This is a genomic window from Steroidobacter denitrificans, assembly GCF_001579945.1.
In the GTDB taxonomy this organism is placed as follows: domain Bacteria; phylum Pseudomonadota; class Gammaproteobacteria; order Steroidobacterales; family Steroidobacteraceae; genus Steroidobacter; species Steroidobacter denitrificans.
In genome coordinates this window covers 895,484-912,418 of the sequence record NZ_CP011971.1, presented here as the reverse complement: position 1 = coordinate 912,418, position 16,935 = coordinate 895,484, and the positions used below count along the sequence as shown (strand labels likewise).

At 60.6% G+C, this 16,935-nt stretch carries 14 protein-coding genes; 5 read left to right on the top strand and 9 right to left on the bottom strand.

What is annotated here, in order from left to right:
* Positions 1–10: 10 nt before the first annotated feature.
* The gene (locus ACG33_RS03925) at positions 11–2,206 is read right to left on the bottom strand and encodes a hydantoinase B/oxoprolinase family protein (RefSeq protein ID WP_066918884.1); all 2,196 of its coding nucleotides are present in this window, start codon (positions 2,204–2,206) and stop codon (positions 11–13) included.
* Entirely contained in the window at positions 2,207–4,351 is a 2,145-nt protein-coding gene (locus ACG33_RS03920) for a hydantoinase/oxoprolinase family protein (protein ID WP_066918882.1), read from the bottom strand.
* A 208-nt stretch (positions 4,352–4,559) separates the two neighbouring features.
* On the opposite strand from ACG33_RS03920, the gene ACG33_RS16875 reads away from it, so the two are divergent.
* The 3 genes from ACG33_RS16875 to ACG33_RS03910 are packed head-to-tail and all read left to right on the top strand — an operon-like array spanning position 4,560 to position 6,434.
* Positions 4,560–4,688 (top strand): hypothetical protein, encoded by a 129-nt coding sequence (locus ACG33_RS16875; RefSeq protein WP_257721743.1) that lies wholly within the window; start codon positions 4,560–4,562, stop codon positions 4,686–4,688.
* A 14-nt stretch (positions 4,689–4,702) separates the two neighbouring features.
* Positions 4,703–5,530 (top strand): enoyl-CoA hydratase, encoded by an 828-nt coding sequence (locus ACG33_RS03915; protein ID WP_066918880.1) that lies wholly within the window; start codon positions 4,703–4,705, stop codon positions 5,528–5,530.
* Positions 5,531–5,540: 10 nt separating this feature from the next.
* Entirely contained in the window at positions 5,541–6,434 is an 894-nt protein-coding gene (locus tag ACG33_RS03910) for an FAS1-like dehydratase domain-containing protein (protein ID WP_210399167.1), read from the top strand.
* A gap of 25 nt (positions 6,435–6,459) precedes the next feature.
* Here the strand turns inward: ACG33_RS03910 and ACG33_RS03905 are convergent, their stop codons facing one another.
* Entirely contained in the window at positions 6,460–7,239 is a 780-nt protein-coding gene (locus ACG33_RS03905) for an enoyl-CoA hydratase (protein ID WP_066918878.1), read from the bottom strand.
* A 123-nt stretch (positions 7,240–7,362) separates the two neighbouring features.
* Between ACG33_RS03905 and ACG33_RS03900 the strand changes: the two genes are divergently transcribed.
* Entirely contained in the window at positions 7,363–7,824 is a 462-nt protein-coding gene (locus ACG33_RS03900) for a PaaI family thioesterase (RefSeq protein ID WP_066918876.1), read from the top strand.
* Positions 7,808–8,272 (top strand): PaaI family thioesterase, encoded by a 465-nt coding sequence (locus tag ACG33_RS03895; protein ID WP_066918874.1) that lies wholly within the window; start codon positions 7,808–7,810, stop codon positions 8,270–8,272. The genes ACG33_RS03900 and ACG33_RS03895 overlap by 17 nt, the downstream gene beginning before the upstream one ends.
* 26 nt (positions 8,273–8,298) lie before the next feature.
* Here ACG33_RS03895 and ACG33_RS03890 read toward each other — a convergent pair whose 3' ends face one another.
* The 6 genes from ACG33_RS03890 to ACG33_RS03865 form a co-directional block, all read right to left on the bottom strand.
* Complete coding sequence (locus ACG33_RS03890; RefSeq protein WP_066918872.1) at positions 8,299–9,108, bottom strand: SDR family NAD(P)-dependent oxidoreductase; 810 nt, start codon at positions 9,106–9,108, stop codon at positions 8,299–8,301.
* Positions 9,105–9,617 carry a nuclear transport factor 2 family protein gene (locus ACG33_RS03885; RefSeq protein ID WP_066918870.1) on the bottom strand — a complete coding sequence of 171 codons (513 nt, stop codon included), beginning with the start codon at positions 9,615–9,617 and terminating at the stop codon, positions 9,105–9,107. The genes ACG33_RS03890 and ACG33_RS03885 overlap by 4 nt, the downstream gene beginning before the upstream one ends.
* A gap of 26 nt (positions 9,618–9,643) precedes the next feature.
* Entirely contained in the window at positions 9,644–10,891 is a 1,248-nt protein-coding gene (locus tag ACG33_RS03880) for an MFS transporter (protein ID WP_066918868.1), read from the bottom strand.
* 20 nt (positions 10,892–10,911) lie between these two features.
* The gene (locus ACG33_RS03875) at positions 10,912–13,323 is read right to left on the bottom strand and encodes a CaiB/BaiF CoA transferase family protein (RefSeq protein WP_168160010.1); all 2,412 of its coding nucleotides are present in this window, start codon (positions 13,321–13,323) and stop codon (positions 10,912–10,914) included.
* Between the two features lie 72 nt (positions 13,324–13,395).
* On the bottom strand, positions 13,396–14,415 hold the full coding sequence (locus tag ACG33_RS03870; protein WP_066918864.1) for a TIGR03617 family F420-dependent LLM class oxidoreductase: 1,020 nt from the start codon (positions 14,413–14,415) through the stop codon (positions 13,396–13,398).
* Between the two features lie 52 nt (positions 14,416–14,467).
* Positions 14,468–16,918: a TonB-dependent receptor gene (locus tag ACG33_RS03865; RefSeq protein WP_066918862.1), complete on the bottom strand. Its 2,451-nt coding sequence runs from the start codon at positions 16,916–16,918 to the stop codon at positions 14,468–14,470.
* Between the last annotated feature and the right edge of the window lie 17 nt (positions 16,919–16,935).

Here is a 16,935-nt window from a genome sequence, read left to right as displayed (position 1 = left end):
GGCGACCTCCTCAAAATTCAAAATCGGCAGGGAGGTTCCAGAACGCGCGCAGTTCGGCCGCGTATCCGGGTGACAGCTTCATGGAGCTGCGCCACATTCGCTTCACGGCTTCATCCATGTTCGCGCCCGCCACGATCTGCTTGCGCTCCTGCTGCCACCACTCTCTGAAAGGTACGCCGCGCTGCTTGCGCGCCTCGCATATGAGACGGCGCTTCTCCGTCGTCGCATCCTCATCCACGAGCCAATCGCCGTTGGCCTCCTTGCGGGCAATGACACCGTGGATGTTCTCGGCCACCCAGGGCCGGGTCAACCCCTTGTCAAGGTCGTCCTTGACGAGCGCCGGATCCCGTTCGATGGGATCCCCCATGGCCTGGGAGCCCGAGGTCGGATTGATCACGAGATCGTACTCGTGCAGCGTCTCGGGAATGTTTGCGGGAACGACGACATCGTTGTTCAGAACATCCGCCACGATATTTTGGGACAGTGTCGGATAATCGGGATCCAGGCCGCGCTCATGCACCAGCGGCTTACGTTGTTCGATCAATTCCTTGACGTTGGTTCCGGCCGCATAGGCAACCCGATCGCCGGGCATCGGATATGCGCCGTACATGCCGTGATTGGCCGTGATCTTGCTGTTTGCGCCGGCGCAGGCCGCCGAATAATGGATCTCCGGGGTGTTCATCACCATCCATACCGTGGTATGGCCCATGCCGCCGCGGAACTTGCCATAGCCGCCCGAATCCGGCTCCATGTTCCGGCCTAGATACATGAAGGGATAATACAGCTCCATCACCTCGGCATTGCCGAAGTCGGCGTTCGCGGTATACAGACACCAGGCGGCTGGTTCTCCGTCGGCGATGCCGCGCGCCGGAGAGCCGTTGCTGGCCTGCTCGAGCGTCAGGCAAACGGCATACTGCCCGTACTGATTGGTGCCATGCCACTCGGCTGCCATGGTGGTGCCCGCACCGGCGGACATCTCCTCCACGAAACCACGCATGTAATACAGCCGTCCCGTGACTTCGTAGAGCGAACTCAGCCAGCGAATCGCCGATGACCAGCCCATGCCGGTGGAGGCGAACCAGTCGACCGGGAAGGGATTGCACCACGAGCCCGGCGGCGGCGTATCGACCGTCAGCGCAAAAGTCGGCCCCGAGTTGAACATGTCGAAGCCCACGACATGCGAATAGCCCATGAGCAGCGCGGAGGACAACGCCGTCGGGGTGATATTCTGGCCGAAGGGTACGCTGCCGCTGGCCCCGGCAAGAGACAGGTGTACATTGGCATTCGCATCGATGCGCATTTCCATCGGCACATTGGACAGCAGGTCGATATCCTGCTTGGGCATGATGACGACCTTGCCCTTCAAGGTCAGATCCTTGAACTGCGACTTGCGCACGCGTCCCGGCACCGCCTGATTGCGGATGCGCGCCACCGCATAGCGGCGGCTGTCTTCGATATATTCCCGCGAAGCCTTCTCGAAGAATTCCAGACCATACTTCTCGATGGTCTCCAGCAGCTTCTCGCGCACGGTGATGAGGCCGGCGAGACGACCGCGCGCATCGCCCAGCACCCAATCCGGCGCCCGCGTGCGCGACTTGATGCGCAGTTCATACCACGGATAGTAACGATCGTTCTCACCGATCCTTTCCAGCGATACCGGCATGCCGTCGGAGAAGGTGTCGGGATTCATGAAGTTGATCGATCCCGGCAGCACCGCGCCGGCATCGGCGACGTGGGTCACCGAGGATGCCCAGGCCACCAGCTTGCCCTTGTAAAAGATAGGCATGGCGGTATCCATGTCGGGCATGTGGATGCCGCCATAGTGCGGATCGTTGTTCTCGAAAATATCGCCCTGCTTGAAGCCCGGCGAATCCTCGTAACCCATCTCGATGAACTTGCGCACCATGGCGGCCAGCAAGCCGACATGCGCAGTGATGCCGTACGAGGTACAAATACATTCACCCGTCGGGGTGTGCAGCGCCCAGAGCGCATCGCCGCCCTCTGCGGCGACCGGCGAGGCCGAGACCTTGCAACCGACTTCCCACGCCGTATTGCATACACTCAGCAGAATATGCCACACCGCTTCGTAGAGCCCGGGATTGTTTTCCTTTTCTGTGAGCTTCTCGAGGCCGAACATGCAGCCCGTTTTCGCGAACAGCTCATCATTTACTTTGAGCTGCTCTTTGAGCTTCAGCTGGCTGGTCATTTATCGATCCTTCCTCGTCATCCAGTAGACGTTGTACTCGTCGATGCGGACGTGCCACTCGGGTGGAACAAACAAAGTGGTGTTGGAGGCCTCGATCACGGCCAGACCGTCCACCTCATTGCCCGGCAGCATGTTTTCCATCTTGTAGATGTTGGCATCCAGCCATTTGCCCTTCTGATAGATTTTGCGCGTACCCTTCACGGCGTTGGCCGGCGGAGCCTTGTCCGCCAGCTCATTGCGGACCAGCCGCGGCTTGACGGTTTCCACCGTGGCCACCACGCAGACCTCGGTGATGTGGTAGATCCCGACATCCGGCTTGCCGGCAAGCGTGAACATGCGCGTGTAGATTTCCTCGAAGCGCGCGATCAGCGCCTGCAGATCGCTCGTCGAGGCGATGTTGGCCACTGGCAGCGGAACTTCGACGTCCTCCAGCTGACCGTAGTAGCGCACATAGGCCACCGGTTGAATGCGTATGGAATTCTTGGCGAAACCCTCGGCCACCAGCTCCTCGACCAGTTCATTGCGCAGCTGATCCCAGATTTCCACCATCGGCTGCACCGCGGCCAGACGCTCGGCGTCGCTGGCGTCGGGTGCGACGACCACGGATACCGTCTTGTGACGCCGATGGGCGTAATCCATGCAGGCTCCACCCCAGGCCGAGAACCCGCCCGCCCAGGGAACGGTGATCACGGCTTTATAGGGATGATCGCCCGCATAGGGCAGGAGGTGCAGCGGCCCGCCGCCGCCATAGCCCAGCAGAACATAGTCGCGCAAATCCCGGCCGACCATGAGACTGCGCACCAAATGTTCGCGCATCTGGATGTTCAGCAGGTCGATACAGACTTCGCAGGCATCGTAGACATCGAGACCCAGCGGTTCGGCAACCTTTTCCTTGAACAGGCGATAGGAGGTTTCCTTGTTGACGTTGACCTTGCCGCCAAGATAGTTGTGCTCGTTGAGTATGCCCAGGAGCAGATTGGCATCGTTGATGGTCGGCGTGGTATTGCCGGCTTCCATGAAGGTCGGTCCCGGCGTACCGCCCGCGGAATCAGGCCCCAGCTTGATGCGGTTGGTGGCCGGATCGATACGGATGTAAGTGCCGGTTCCGGCACCGATCGAAGTGATGCTCAGCATCGGCGCCGTCAAATACATGTCCTGGAATCCAGGCTCCCGCTCGATCGGCACGGCGCCGGCCGTGATGCAGCCGGCATCGAAGGAGGTGCCGCCGACGTCCGAGCAGACGATGTTCTGCTCGCCGATCACACTGCCGAGATATTTCGCTCCCATGAGTCCGCCGACCGGACCGGACATGGCGGCTTCGAACAGACGCGGATAGCGAATATTGGTCACGCCACCATAACCAAGCACGGTCTTGAGACTGTGCCGGTAGCCGATCTTCTTGAGCTCGGCCTCGATGCGGAAAAGCTGCTTGCGGGCCGGATCGGTCGCATAGGCCTGCACGATGGTCGAATTGGCGCGGGAGATCTCGCGCATGGTCGGCGCGACCCGGCTCGAGAGTTCTATCGGGATATCGCGGCCGGCCTTCTGCATGACGCTTCGCACAATGGCCTCGGCACGCTCTTCATGCTCGGCATTCTTGTAGGATTGCAGAAAGACGATGGCAATCGACTGGCACTGCTCATCGACGATCAGCTCGCGGGCCGCCTGCTCCACTTCGTGTTCGTAGAGTGGAATGATGACCTTGCCGAACATGTCGATGCGCTCGGTGACGCCGCGCGCCAGCTTCCGCGGTACCAGCGGCGTGCGATGCCGGCGGTACTGCATGTGGCTGATCTCGGACCACTGCAGGCCGATGAAGGTCTGCTTGCCGCGGCCCTGGGCATTGATATCCTCGAAGCCCCGCGTGGTGATCAGGCCCGTCTTGTAGCCGGACATATTGATCACGCAGTTGAGCATCGAGGTGCCGGTATAGATCGCGGTCTCGAGATGAGCTCCGAAGCTTTGCTGCGCTTCCTTGGGAATCTCGAAATAATCGAGCGCCTCGAAAAGCGCCTCCATGTAGCCGATGCTCTCGTCGTGTGGGGTAGTGGCTGCCTTGCCTACGACGGAACGGCCCGTTTCATCGACAAGGATCACGTCGGTCATCGTCCCGCCTGCGTCACAGGCGGCGAGAAATCGCTGCATCTGACAATCACCTCTATGATCAGGATCCGTACGCTGTGGTCGGGATCCGGTAAGAATTATGCACTGTTCCGCCGATGTCGGACACAGCATGCTAGACCCGGAATCGTCCGGCCCCATCGTCTGATCGGACTAACGAGACGATAGTCCGGATGGACGATGAGTGTGAATATCTGCGACACTAGCCTGATTGCAATCAGGAAGGATCGTCGTGTGCTTTACCCGGCGTCACCGATGGCTGCGCCACGCCCTGGAATGCCACGAAGGCGGTGAGGATCTGCAGCTCAAGCTCGATGCCCCGCGCCGCTTCGCCGGCACGGTCATCGCCCAGTATGCCTGACCCGAGAAAGTGACATGACATCCGTGCTGCTCAAACAGCAGATCGAGGGCATTCTGACCCTGACGCTCAATCGGCCGGCGCAGCTCAATGCGCTGACCTGGGAGCTGATGCGGCTGCTCAACGAGGCGCTGGAAGAAGCCAGCGTCGACCCCGGCGTGAGAGTCGTCGTATTGACCGGTACGGGCCGAGGATTCTGCTCGGGCGGGGATCTGCGCAGCCGCGAACAGATCGATGCGGGGGATCCTGTCAGTGTCCGATGGTCCGCGGATCCGGTGTGGAAATCGGTCGGCATGCGGGCTTCGCATGTCAAGCGGCTCAGCCAATCGCCGATCCTGCTGCACACCATGCCCAAGCCGACGATTGCGATGCTGCGCGGCCCTGTCGTCGGCGCCGGTCTGTGCCTGGCTGCCGCATGCGATTTCCGCATCGCCTCGCAGACGGCCTCGTTCGCCACGGCCTACGTCAGGGCGGCACGGCCCGGCGACTTCGGCGGCAGTTATCTTCTCCCCCGTGTCGTCGGCCCCGCCAAGGCGCGGGAGCTCTATCTGCTCGGCGACAAGATCGCAGCGGATGAGGCCCTGCGCATCGGTCTGGTCAATCGTGTCGTCCCCGATACCGAACTCGAAACCGAAACCCAGGCGTTCGCGAACCGCCTGGACCGCGGCCCGCCGGTGGCTTACCGCTATATCAAGCGCAGCCTCAATGCCGCGGAATCGATGACGCTGGAGCAGGTCATCGAACTCGAGGCCTATAACATGATGCAATGCAGTGCGAGCGAGGACGCCAAGGAAGTGCTCCGCGCCATACGCGACGGCCGCGAGCCGAAGTATAGCGGTTATTGAGAACGCCGCCTTGGAACTCTCCGCCCTGGAACAGTGGATCGGCCGCACTCGCGAGCATGCCGATACGCTCACGCCTCGCCTGATCGACGCCTACCGCGCCACCCTGGCACCCAATCTCGCCGGCGCCACGCCCGGCGAGGCACCGCCGGCGATCCACTGGTGTCTTGCACCCGAAGCCGCCGAGGCCTCCCGGATCGGCGCCGACGGCCATCCGGTGACGGGGGATTTCCTGCCGCCGATACCGTTGCCGCGACGCATGTGGGCGGGCGGATGCGTGGAAACGATTGCCCCCTTGCAACCGGGCGACCCGGTGATGCGTCGCTCCCGGATCGGTGCCATCACCCGCAAGGAAGGCCGTTCGGGCACCCTCTGTTTCGTCACCGTCGAGCACGAGTTCACCACGGAACGCGGTCCGGCCATCCGTGAACGCCAGGACCTGGTCTATCGGGACGTCGCGCCGCCGGCCGCAAAGCCAGCCTCCAGCCCGGCCGCAGACCCGGCCTCGGACAAGCCTCGAACAGGCGCCATGGACGCAGCCACAAGCGCTCCCGCCCCACAATGCGATCTGATGTGGAGCGTACCGGCATCGCCCGTCCTTTTGTTTCGATATTCCGCCCTGACTTTCAACAGCCATCGCATCCATTACGATCTGCCCTACGCAACCGGCACCGAGGGTTACGCAGGTCTGGTCGTCCATGGCCCGCTACAGGCCAGCCTGCTGCTGAATCTCGCGGCCACGATCGGCGGCGGTACGCCGCGCATCTTCGACTATCGCGGTGTCGCCCCGTTGATTGCCGGCGGAACATTTCTTGTCTGCGGCCGGCGTCAGACCGACGGCAGTCTGCGTTGCTGGACACAATCGGCTGCCGGAGAAAAATGCATGGAGGCTACGGCATCATGGTAGAGGCCGGGCTGTCCCGGCACTCGACTCACGAGAACTGCGAAAAATCCGGCGGCCGCTTGTCCAGAAATGCACCGAAGGCTTCCTTGGCTTCCGGCGAAACCAGCCGCACCTTGAACTGCCGATCTTCCTCCTCCATGGCCGCCGCGATCAGGGCCGTCTGCGAGCGCTTCAGAAGCTGCTTCGACAGCCGCACCGCCGCCGGAGGCTGCGCCGCCAGCTTGCGGGCCTGGAGAAGCGCATGATCCAGCAGTCCGGCATCGGGCAATACTGCATTGACCAGACCGATTTCGCGGGCTTGCTGCGCGCCGAAAGGCTCGCCCAGCAGAATGATCTCCGCCGCCCGGGCGTGACCGACCAAGGCCGGAAGCAACAGGCTGGAAGCCGCCTCCGGACAAAGACCGAGGCCGACGAAAGGCAGTTGAAACCTCGCTCCCTCGCCTGCGTAGACCAGATCGCAATGCAGCAGCATCGTCGTGCCGATGCCGACGGCCGGTCCCGTCACCGCGGCCATGAAGGGCTTGGGAAAGTCCCGGAAGACCGCTAGAAACCGAAAGACCGGCGCATCCTCGTTCATGGGCGGATCATTCAGGAACTCGCCGAGGTCGTTTCCGGCCGTGAATACGCCCGGCTGTCCGTGGAGCAGCAGCACACGGGTGTCCTTGTCGCCGGCAGCGTCCTGGAAAATATCGGCCAATTGCCCATACATCGCCGCAGTCAGGGCATTTTTTTTCTCCGGGCGGCGGATCTCCACCCGCAACACCCCCTGAAGTCTTTCAGTGACGATGTGTGCAGTCGCTGCATTCATGCCTTCAACCTCACCGAAAACCTCCTCGAACAGCCGCTCGAAATATAAACCGGCGCTGGCTTATAGACCGATGCTGGACTACGGCGCCGTCCGCATGGTCTATGATGCCGTAAAGGACACTGCATGAACGAACTATCAATCAAAGATATGGCGCGCCTCATCGAGCAGCAGATGCCGCACGCAATGGATGTGGGCATGAAAGTGGATCTCGATTCGCCGCCCGGAAAAATTCGCATGCGCATTCCCGCGCAGCCGATGCTGGCGGCCGATCCCGAGGCGCGTTATTTCTTTCCCGGCGTCCTGTTCAGTCTGGCCGATACGGCCTGCGGACTCGCCGCCGGGCGACAGCTCGAACGTCCCGAGCCCATGTCTACGCTGGATCTGCGTGTCGATTACCTGGCGTCGGCGCCCCTGAAATACGATCTGGTGGCCGAAGCCGACTGCTGCCAAGTCACCCGCTCGGTCATCTTTGTCCGCTGTGAGCTGCACTCAGGACCACACCAACGGCTGGTGGCCAGCGCCACCGGAGCCTTCATGCGAACTTTTTATTCATTCAAGGGGAATGCCGATGAACGGCCGGTCTGAAGGTGCCGCGATGCCCGGCACCCAGATCATCGCCGAGCGTGCCGCACTGCTCCTGGCCCGCATGCCCTACGCGCGCCAGATAGGCGCCTGCCTCGATGAATGCAGCGACGATCGCGGTATCGTGCTGCGGCTCCCATTCCAGCAGCGCCTGATCGGCAATACCCATCTACCGTCCATCCATGGCGGAGCCATCGGCAGTTTCATGCAGATCACGGCCCTCGTCACCACGTTCGCCAAACTCGGCGAACAGCGCCCGCCCCGCTTCATCAACTTCTCGATCGATTATTTGAGTCAGGCCAAGCCGCAGGATCTCCTGGCCCGCTGCAGTTTTCAGCGCGTCGGCCGCCGGGTGGCGGCAGTCAGCATCAGCTGCTGGCAGAGCGACGAAAGCGCGCCTGTCACCCTGGCGCGGGCGCATCTATTCGTGGGTCCATCCGATCGCGGGTGAGTCGTTCAAAATCAACCCGCCGCCTTTCAGTTCACGTAGCCTGCCCCTCCACCATCGACACGCAGCGATGCACCAGTGATATAGGCAGCCTGCTCCGACACCAGGAAACAGGCTGCGGCGGCCAATTCCTCCACCCTGCCGGCGCGGGCGATCGGAATGGCCGAACGCCACACTTCCCGCAGCACGCGCCGCTCCAGTTCCACACCGGTCTCGGTGAAGCCCTGTGCCTGGGCGGTCTTTTGTATCATCGCCCGAGTGTTCATGGTCATCACCAGCCCGGAGATCAAGGTGTTGATCGTCACACCGCAGTCACCGAGTTCGCGCGCCAGCGAGCAGGCGATGGTGTGCAGCGCCAGTTTCGCTGCCGAATACTCGGGATGAAAGGCCATCGGCTTGAAAGCGGCACCGCTGCTGATGTTCAGCACCCGTCCCCAGCCACGCTCGCGCATGGCGGGCACCAGGGCACGGATCAGTTGCACCGCATACAGCGTCGAGAACTGGTATTGCTGTTGCCAAACCTCCATCGGCACCTCGAACCAGCCACGGACGGAGATCGTGGCGCCGGCACTGTTGACAAGGATATCGATCGGACCTGTAGCAAGCGTTTCAGCGGCAAGCCGCTCGACCGCCTCCGGCTTGTCCAGCACGCCGATCAATGCGGACGCCCTGCCGCCTGCCGCCCGGATTTCCGCCACCACCGCCTCGGCATTCTCGAGACTCCGGCCGTGCACGATCACCTCGACTCCCTCGGCGGCGAGCATGACAGCGATGCCGGCGCCGATGCCGCTGCTCGAGCCGACGATCAGTGCCCGGCGGCCTTCGATGCCGAGTTTCATGGGTCCAGCACCGAGTACGACGGGTCGCTACGATCGTGGCGACCGGTGACCGGCGTGGCGCTGGCCGTGACCTCACGCAGTTCATCGAAATCGTGCAAATAGATGCGCCGGTCGATCGCCCAGCGTCCGCCGCGGCGCGACCAGCGATCGACATAACGCCCCCACGCCGTGGTCTGCAGGAGCCGTCCGCCGTCCTGGCGGCGCAGCGTCGCGGTGACGCAGCTTTCGCTCCTCGCCCGATCACCATCGAGTGTGATGAGCACGTTCGACACCTGATGCGAGAGCGTCTGCATGGTGCGATGCACCTCGCAGACCCAGTCGACGAAACCACGGCCGCTGCCGCGATAGATCGCGCCATAGTCGGCCTCGCCGTCCTCATGCCAGACGGAGTAGCCAAGTTCGGCATCGATGCGATCCATCGCCCTGCAGTAGCTGTAAATCACCTCGGTGATGGCCATGCGATCCGCCATCTCCCGGAGCGGGATGGCACCGTGCTCGATGGTCTGCATCTGCTTACTCCTCCCAAATCAATCGATCAAGTCCCTTCCCGTACCGGCAGCACGGCCACTGCCGCAGGAGGGTCGTCCTGGCGTATTCGCGCCAGTAGCGCCGTCGCCGCAAGCACCAGGACCGCAAGGCAAAGGAAAGCGATATCGTAGTCGCCGCGCCGATCGAAAAGAAAACCCACGAGCGGAACGATCAGGGCTGCCATAATGCCGATGACCAGCAGCATCCGGCCCATGACTCGACCATAGTGCATCGGTCCGTAAAGATACGCCAGCAAAGCGGTCCATCCGGGCATCAATCCACCCGAGACCGCACCGAGCACCATGGCGCAAATCATCATCACCTCGTAAGAATCCGTCCAGGTCAGTGTAAGGACGGGTGGAACCAGCAGCGTCATGACTGCCAGCAGGGCGCGCTTGAGATCGACACGATCGGCGATGAGGCTGAACAGCAGCTTGCCGCCGACGCCGCTGATGGCATAGGCCGATACCAGGAGTGCAGCCGGCTTCGAGGCAATGCCCTGGCCCTGGGCGAAGGGCACGATATTCACCAGCAGCGCGGCACTCACGGCAAACACGGCACCGATGGCGATCGCGATCTGCCAGAAGCGGCCGCTACGCAATAGACCATCCACGGGCATCGAGGTCGATGCAGTGTGAGCGGTGAAATTTACCGTCGTTGCCACGCCGTCCGGATGTAGGCCAAGGTCGGCAGGCCGGTCACGGACCAGCACCAGGATCAAGGGCAGCAACAAAGTCACAGTGCCGGCACCGATCCACGCACAGGCGGCACGCCAGCCCAAAGCATCGATGAGCGCCTGAAAAACATAGGGAATGAACAGTCCGCCAAGGGAGCTGCCCAGGGCGGCCAGGCTCAATGCACGGCCGCGTTTGCCGATGAACCAACGCGTTACTAGGGTGCTCGTCCCGAGCGTTCCAAGCAGGGTGACCGCTGCGGCAGGCAGCAGAGCATAGGCGAATACGAATTCCCACAGGCTGCGCGACAGCGAGATCCAGAGAAAGGCGCTGCCCAGCGCCAGGCTACCGAGAACCATCAACAGGCGGGTCGAGCGGCTATCGAGCAGAGCACCGAGAAGCGGCGAGACCATCATGGTCATCAGCGACAGGCCGGTCTTGCCCCACATCATCTCCAGGCGGCTGGCATCGAACTCGGCGCCGACCGGAACCACTAGCAGGCCGTAGGAGTAGATGGCCAGCCCGATACTGACAGCCTGAGCCAGCATGGCCACGCCCACGATCCACCAGCCATGAAACACTTCGTTTCTCCTCGCGCGATCTAATAGATGATCTGTCGTTCGACCAGTTCCCTATAGCGCGCCTCCGTCAGGCCAAGTAATCCCTTAAACACTCGTTCATTGTCGCTGCCGCGCGCCGGACCGGGATGCACGTGCGGTTTGCTGCGGCTGCATTTAACGTACGCTCCATAAATAGTCTCAGTGAAACCGAGTGGGTGCATGACCTCGATAAAAGTGCTGCGTGCGCGAAAATGTGGGTCGCTCAGCAGATCAGCAACGTTCAGAACTGGCGTTGCCGCGACACCGTGACGCTGCAGGAGCTGCGCCAGTTCGTAATCATCGTGACCCTGAGTCCACGCTGCCAGATGCATGTGTATGGCGTCAATATCGCGCAATCGGCCGCGCAGCTCCGCCAGTTCCGGAGCGAACGCCCATGCTGGGTTGCCTAGCGCGGCCACGAGTCCCCGCCACTCTTCGTCTGTGGTCACCGCAAGAGCGATCCAGCGATCCTCGCCGCGGCAGCGAAAGACGCCGTGCGGCGCCGCCGCTTGGAGGGGATGCCGGTTGCCGAGCGGTCCAGCCACGCGTCCATTCAATACGTAGTCGAGGAAGCCGGGTCCGATCAAATGCATGAACGCCTCCTGCTGCGAGCATTCAATATGCTGCCCCTTACCGGTGCGCCGGCGATGGTAGGCGGCTATCAGCACGGCGAGCGCACCGATCACTCCACCCAACATGTCAGCCGGCGCGGTCTCCATACCCAATGGTCGAGATGAATCATAGTAGCCGGTAACGGAGTCGAGCCCGGCAAGGCACGCTAGACTGTTGCCGTAGGTACGCAGCTTGTGCAGCGGACCAGTAAAGCCCGCAGCTGGCATCGACACCATGATCAGATCCGGCCGCACCGATTTCAGCTGCTCATAGCCAAGGTTCATCCGCTGCAGCACACCGGGGCTGAAGTTCTCGATCGCTACGTCACACTTCGCCACGAGCTTCAGCGCCAACTCCTGGGCTTCGGGCCGCTTCAGATCGAGAGTAACGCTGCCATTGCCCGCCCAGCAGGCATGATTCTGGATACTACGATCTGGATCCGGTATGCCTCGATGAAAAGGCGGTACTTTACGCTGGAAGTCGATTCGGGCGTTCGACTCGATCTTGTATACCTCGGCACCGAGGAAGGACAGCAGCTGCCCCACCATCGGACCGACCAGCCCCCAACCGAAGTTCGCTACGCGCATGCCGCTCAGCGGAAGCTGGCTGGAAGCCTGCGGTTTCGTAGCGCATGCACTCTCCACCTGCACCGCAGACACCGCTTTTGCCGATCTACACTCGGCGAAAATCTCCGCGTTGTGCTCCCCCAGCAACGGTGCGCCCAGTCGTGGTCCGCCTGGGCAGTCAGGTAATCTCATGGCTGCACCCAGGGTACGCACGCGACCCAGCGCAGGATGTTCCAGTTCCGTCCAGTAACCCCGCTCCAGAAGATGCGGAAGCCCGGCGAGATCGGCCATATCGTAGAGTGCAGTCGCAGGACAGCCATGAGCCTGGCAAATTTCCATAATCTCGTTCTTCGAGCGTCCCAGCGTCCATTTCTCGACCATGGGGTCGATCAGATCACGGTTTTCACCACGAGAATGCAACTCGTGGAACAACTCCGGCATGGCCCAATCTGGATCACCCATCGCACGGCACAGACCTTTCCACTGACGGGTTTCCAGGGCGATGATGAAAACCCAGCCATCCTGACATGGATAGATGCGGGCAGGACATGCCAGCCCCATTCCTTGGCCGGTACGCCGGTTGAAAACGCTATCCTGAACGTAGCCGCCGACGTTCAAGGAACCGACAACAAGTGCGGCTAGAACTTCCGCCGAAGAACAGTCGACGTGTTGACCACCACCAACTTGATCGCGCCCTAGAACCACACCCAGTCCCCATGCAGCTGCCGCAAAACCGCCGAAGAAATCCGCGGTGAAGGTACCGTTCTCCAGTGGTTCACGATCGGGAAGTCCGCAGTAGCGGCTACCCGTAGCGGAGAGATGGTAGGCATTCAGATCATATCCGTTCCACTCCGCATACGGCCCGGTCTGACCGTAGGGTGTGCACGAAATCATCACGAGCTTCGGGTTGAGGCGTGCGAGTGAGTCGTAGTCAAGACCTTGCTCTTGCAGCTCTCGTAGACGTGAGCTACCGATTAGCACGTCGGCTCTGCTTATCAAGTCGAGCAACCGTTCCTTGTCACCTGCAACGTTTATGTCGAGCGTAACGCTACGCTTATTCGTATTGAGGAAAAAGAAGAGGCCGCTCTTCTCTACGTCAGCCTGATCGCTGGGGAACGGTCCCCAGCTGCGCGTGACGTCACCCTTCTCCGGCGGCTCCACCTTGACAACATCGGCTCCATAATCAGCGAGCAGCTTTCCGCAGAAGGGTCCGGCGACACCTTGCGCCAGTTCCACGATGCGCAGACCCTCGAGCGCGCCGCCGGAGGCCGGCACTATTGGCAACGATGCATCATTCATCGTAGCGCGTTACTCGTGCAATCGCTGGATCACCCTGGCAACCTCCGTGTCCAGCATCGGATTCTCGGGCAGCGCAAGCGAGACATTGTCGGCGAGATTGGCGTAGCGTTCACGCAGGACATCGGCGATCTCACTGTAAGGTGCGGTAGGGATCAACACGTCGAGCATCTCGTCAGTGATCACGCAAGCCAAATCCTGCCATCGCCCCTCGCGCACGAGGCGGTTTAAGTGTGCCCCGCGATCCTGCCAGCCGTACAGTTCAAGAATCGGCCAGTAGCTCGGGGTCGAAAATAGCGTGCCCATGATCGTTCGCAGCTTCTCGCGACTCTCTCGTGTCGCACGCTCGTCCACACCTGTCGCCGAAAGACAGTTAATGCGTAGATCAATGTCATCTGGAGAGCGACCGGCTCTTGCCGCACCACGCTCGAGTTGCGGCAGAGTTCGCTCGCGGATGAAGCGAGGCGCGACATTGGTAGGATGAGTCGCCAATGCATCAGCCACCTCACCTGCTACCGCGGTCATGAGAGGGCCGATACCCGCAACGATGATCGGCACGTCGGGATACTCGATGGGTGGCGGTTTGACGAATTCCTGCATTCGCGTAAAAGTGTAGTGCCGCCCTTCGAAATGTAACGGGATACCGTGTTGCCAGCAGTCGAAAATCATGCGCAACGCTTGTACATACTCCCGCATACGAGGCGCAGGAGGGACCCATCGTTCACTGTAGCGGCGGATGATGTTGCCGCGAACCTGTGGACCCAGTCCAAGCTCGAATCGCTTCCCGAAGGCGCCGCGCAGATCCCAGGCTGCGATCGCGACGATCATCGGGCTGCGAGCAAAAGCAACCAATGCCGGCGCACAAACAGTGATGCGGGTCGTGGCACTGAGCGCTGCTGCCGCGTTCAGAAAACCATCGGAAACTTGATCCGCAACCTTAATGCCGTCGAAGCCTAGCGCTTCAGCACGCTGGGCAAATGCCCCCAACTGCCTGTAGGGCATCTGGAAGTCCGCCGTAGCCCAGACTTTCATGATCCGAAAATCCTCACATCAGCATTTCAGCATTTGAGTGCATCGAGGCCTTCTAGAACTCGACATTCAAATCCAAACCGTAGGTTCGCGCCCGCTCATAGATGACCGCGCCCGCAAAACCCAGCCCGGAATACTGAACGATATTTCCGTTATCGAAGATATTTTTGCCCCAGAGCGAGAGCTCCACCTTTGAACCTCGCACCTCCAGACCGCTCAACGCGAACCGGGCATTTACGAGCCATTGGTCGGGCGCCGTTGCAGCTTTACGGTAGACAGGATCCTCCTGTGCGGTCAGCCCGGATCCAGGCGACGTATCGGAGGTCATCAGATACTTGCTTTTGAACTGTCCATCCACTCGCGCCGAGAGATGACCGCCAGCAAAGATCTGCGGGCCATCATACTGAGCAAAAAGATTACCGGTCCACTCCGGGCGATTGTATTCCTGAAATCCAGGCGCCCCGTGAGTAATGCGATATCCCGAAAATACCGTGTCGTCATCGTACTTGAAGCGGGTGTATCCCACACCGGCGCCAAGCATCACCCGATCGACCGGAACCAGCGTGTTTTCCCATTCGAAACCATAAGCCGTCGCATCAGCGGTTGGAATAATGGCTTGACCGAAAGGAATCGACGAAGGAATGCCGGTCTGTGATCCCAAAGCGGCCTGCTGAATCGAGCCATATTTCACGTGATATACGGCGAGATTGCTGCGCAGTCGCCGATCTAAGAGTTCGCTCTTCACGCCGGCTTCATAGGACTTGGCCGTCTCCGGAGCGAATTCGATCGTGGCTAACTGCCCGCCCGAGATATACCCTGTAGCATACTTGACATAGGTGAGCAGATTATCCGCCGGCTTGTAGTTGAAACCGACGAGATAGGTATCACGGGTATCTTTGTAGCGGATCGGAGAGGACTGACCCAACGATGGCGAGTACACGGGACTAACCGAACCGGGCATGACCTCCGTTCCCTTCTTGTCATCCTTGGTGATGCGATAGCCCACCACGAAATCCAACTTATCAGAAAGATGAATTTCCGGCTGAATATAGAAGGCGTCGGACTTCGCCTTTACACTTGGACGAAAGAATCCGGAATTCGCAGGTATCACGAAGGGAGTTCCCGCAAAGAGTGTTCCCTGTCCCATCAGAGCCGCACCCTGCAGCGAGTTGAATGCACCGGCAATGCCTAACGTTTCCTGATCGTTCTGGAAGTGGATCAGTCCGGCGGTAAGATCAAATCGATCCCTGGTGATATTGAGCTGTAGTTCGTCACTCCACTGCTTATCGAATCCTCCGGAATTGTTCGCCACGAACACGAATGGCGTCTCGGTACCCGGTACGATTAGTCCACCCAGACCATCGGTTTGGTTATTTATGTATAGACTCGTCCTGCGATAAGCAAGGATGTTCTTGAGCGTTGCCCAATCGTTTACCCGCCAGTTGGCCGTCAAGTTATGACCATAGGTCTTGGTCACACCGTCAGTGCTATACCAGTTATTCACGGCGTCCGGGCGCTTTGTCGTGATGGGTGTCATCAGGTTCGGGCTGGCGTTGTAAAATACGTATGGAGTGGTGGAAGGAGGGGTGCCGCCGAGCTCCGCGGCAGCCGGCGTCGCCAGGTAGGCAACCCCTACGGCGGGCGGCGTGAAATCTGTGTCGGATAAGTCGAATTTATAGGACAGATCGAAATCTTCATGAAAGTCGAACTCGGCGGCGACAAAGACACCTTTGACCTTCTCATCGCCCAGCCTCTTTGGCGAAGTCAAAAACCCCTTAGCACCGCCGGTCGCTGGACCATGATCCCACACCGTTCCGGCGCCGAGATTGCGGGTGTCGCCATCGCGATCGGAGTATAGATAGGAAGCCGTCAGGCTGAGCGGCCCCATGCGCGGCAAATCGATGCGCGTCTTCGACCGAAACTGGCTGTAGTTACCGGAGGTCAGCTCCTGACGGAAACCAAACTCTCCGGTCGGTCTGCGGGTGGTGATACTGATCGCACCACCAGTCGAGTTGCGGCCGAACAGTGTACCCTGAGGCCCACGCAACACTTCGATCTGCTCGATGTCGGCGAACTGAAAGAGCGAACCCACTGCATTCTGCACATACACGCCGTCGATATAGAGCGATACGCCTTTGTCCGTTCCTAGAGCGCTACCGAATGTATAGATGCCGCGCATCGAATACTGAGGACTCCTGTTGGCACCTGCAGCAGGGCGAACCGTGAGATTCGGTGTGATCGCGCTGAGATCGTTCACGCTCTCGATGCGATTGGCGACGATCGAATCGGAGCTCAACGCAGTGACCGAGATCGGCACGTCCTGAATGTTCTGCTTGCGCTTTTGCGCGGTCACCACAATTTCTTCGAGTACAAAGGCCTGATCGGCTGCCAGCGTCTGCACGATAGGCAGAACCGTCGCCAGCGCCGCTCCTGCAAGTATCACAGAGCGCAGGCTGTGGGCCTTTCTCACCGCCATGTCGTCCGACCGGGCTATGCTCATCATCATGCTCTGAACCCCCTGGC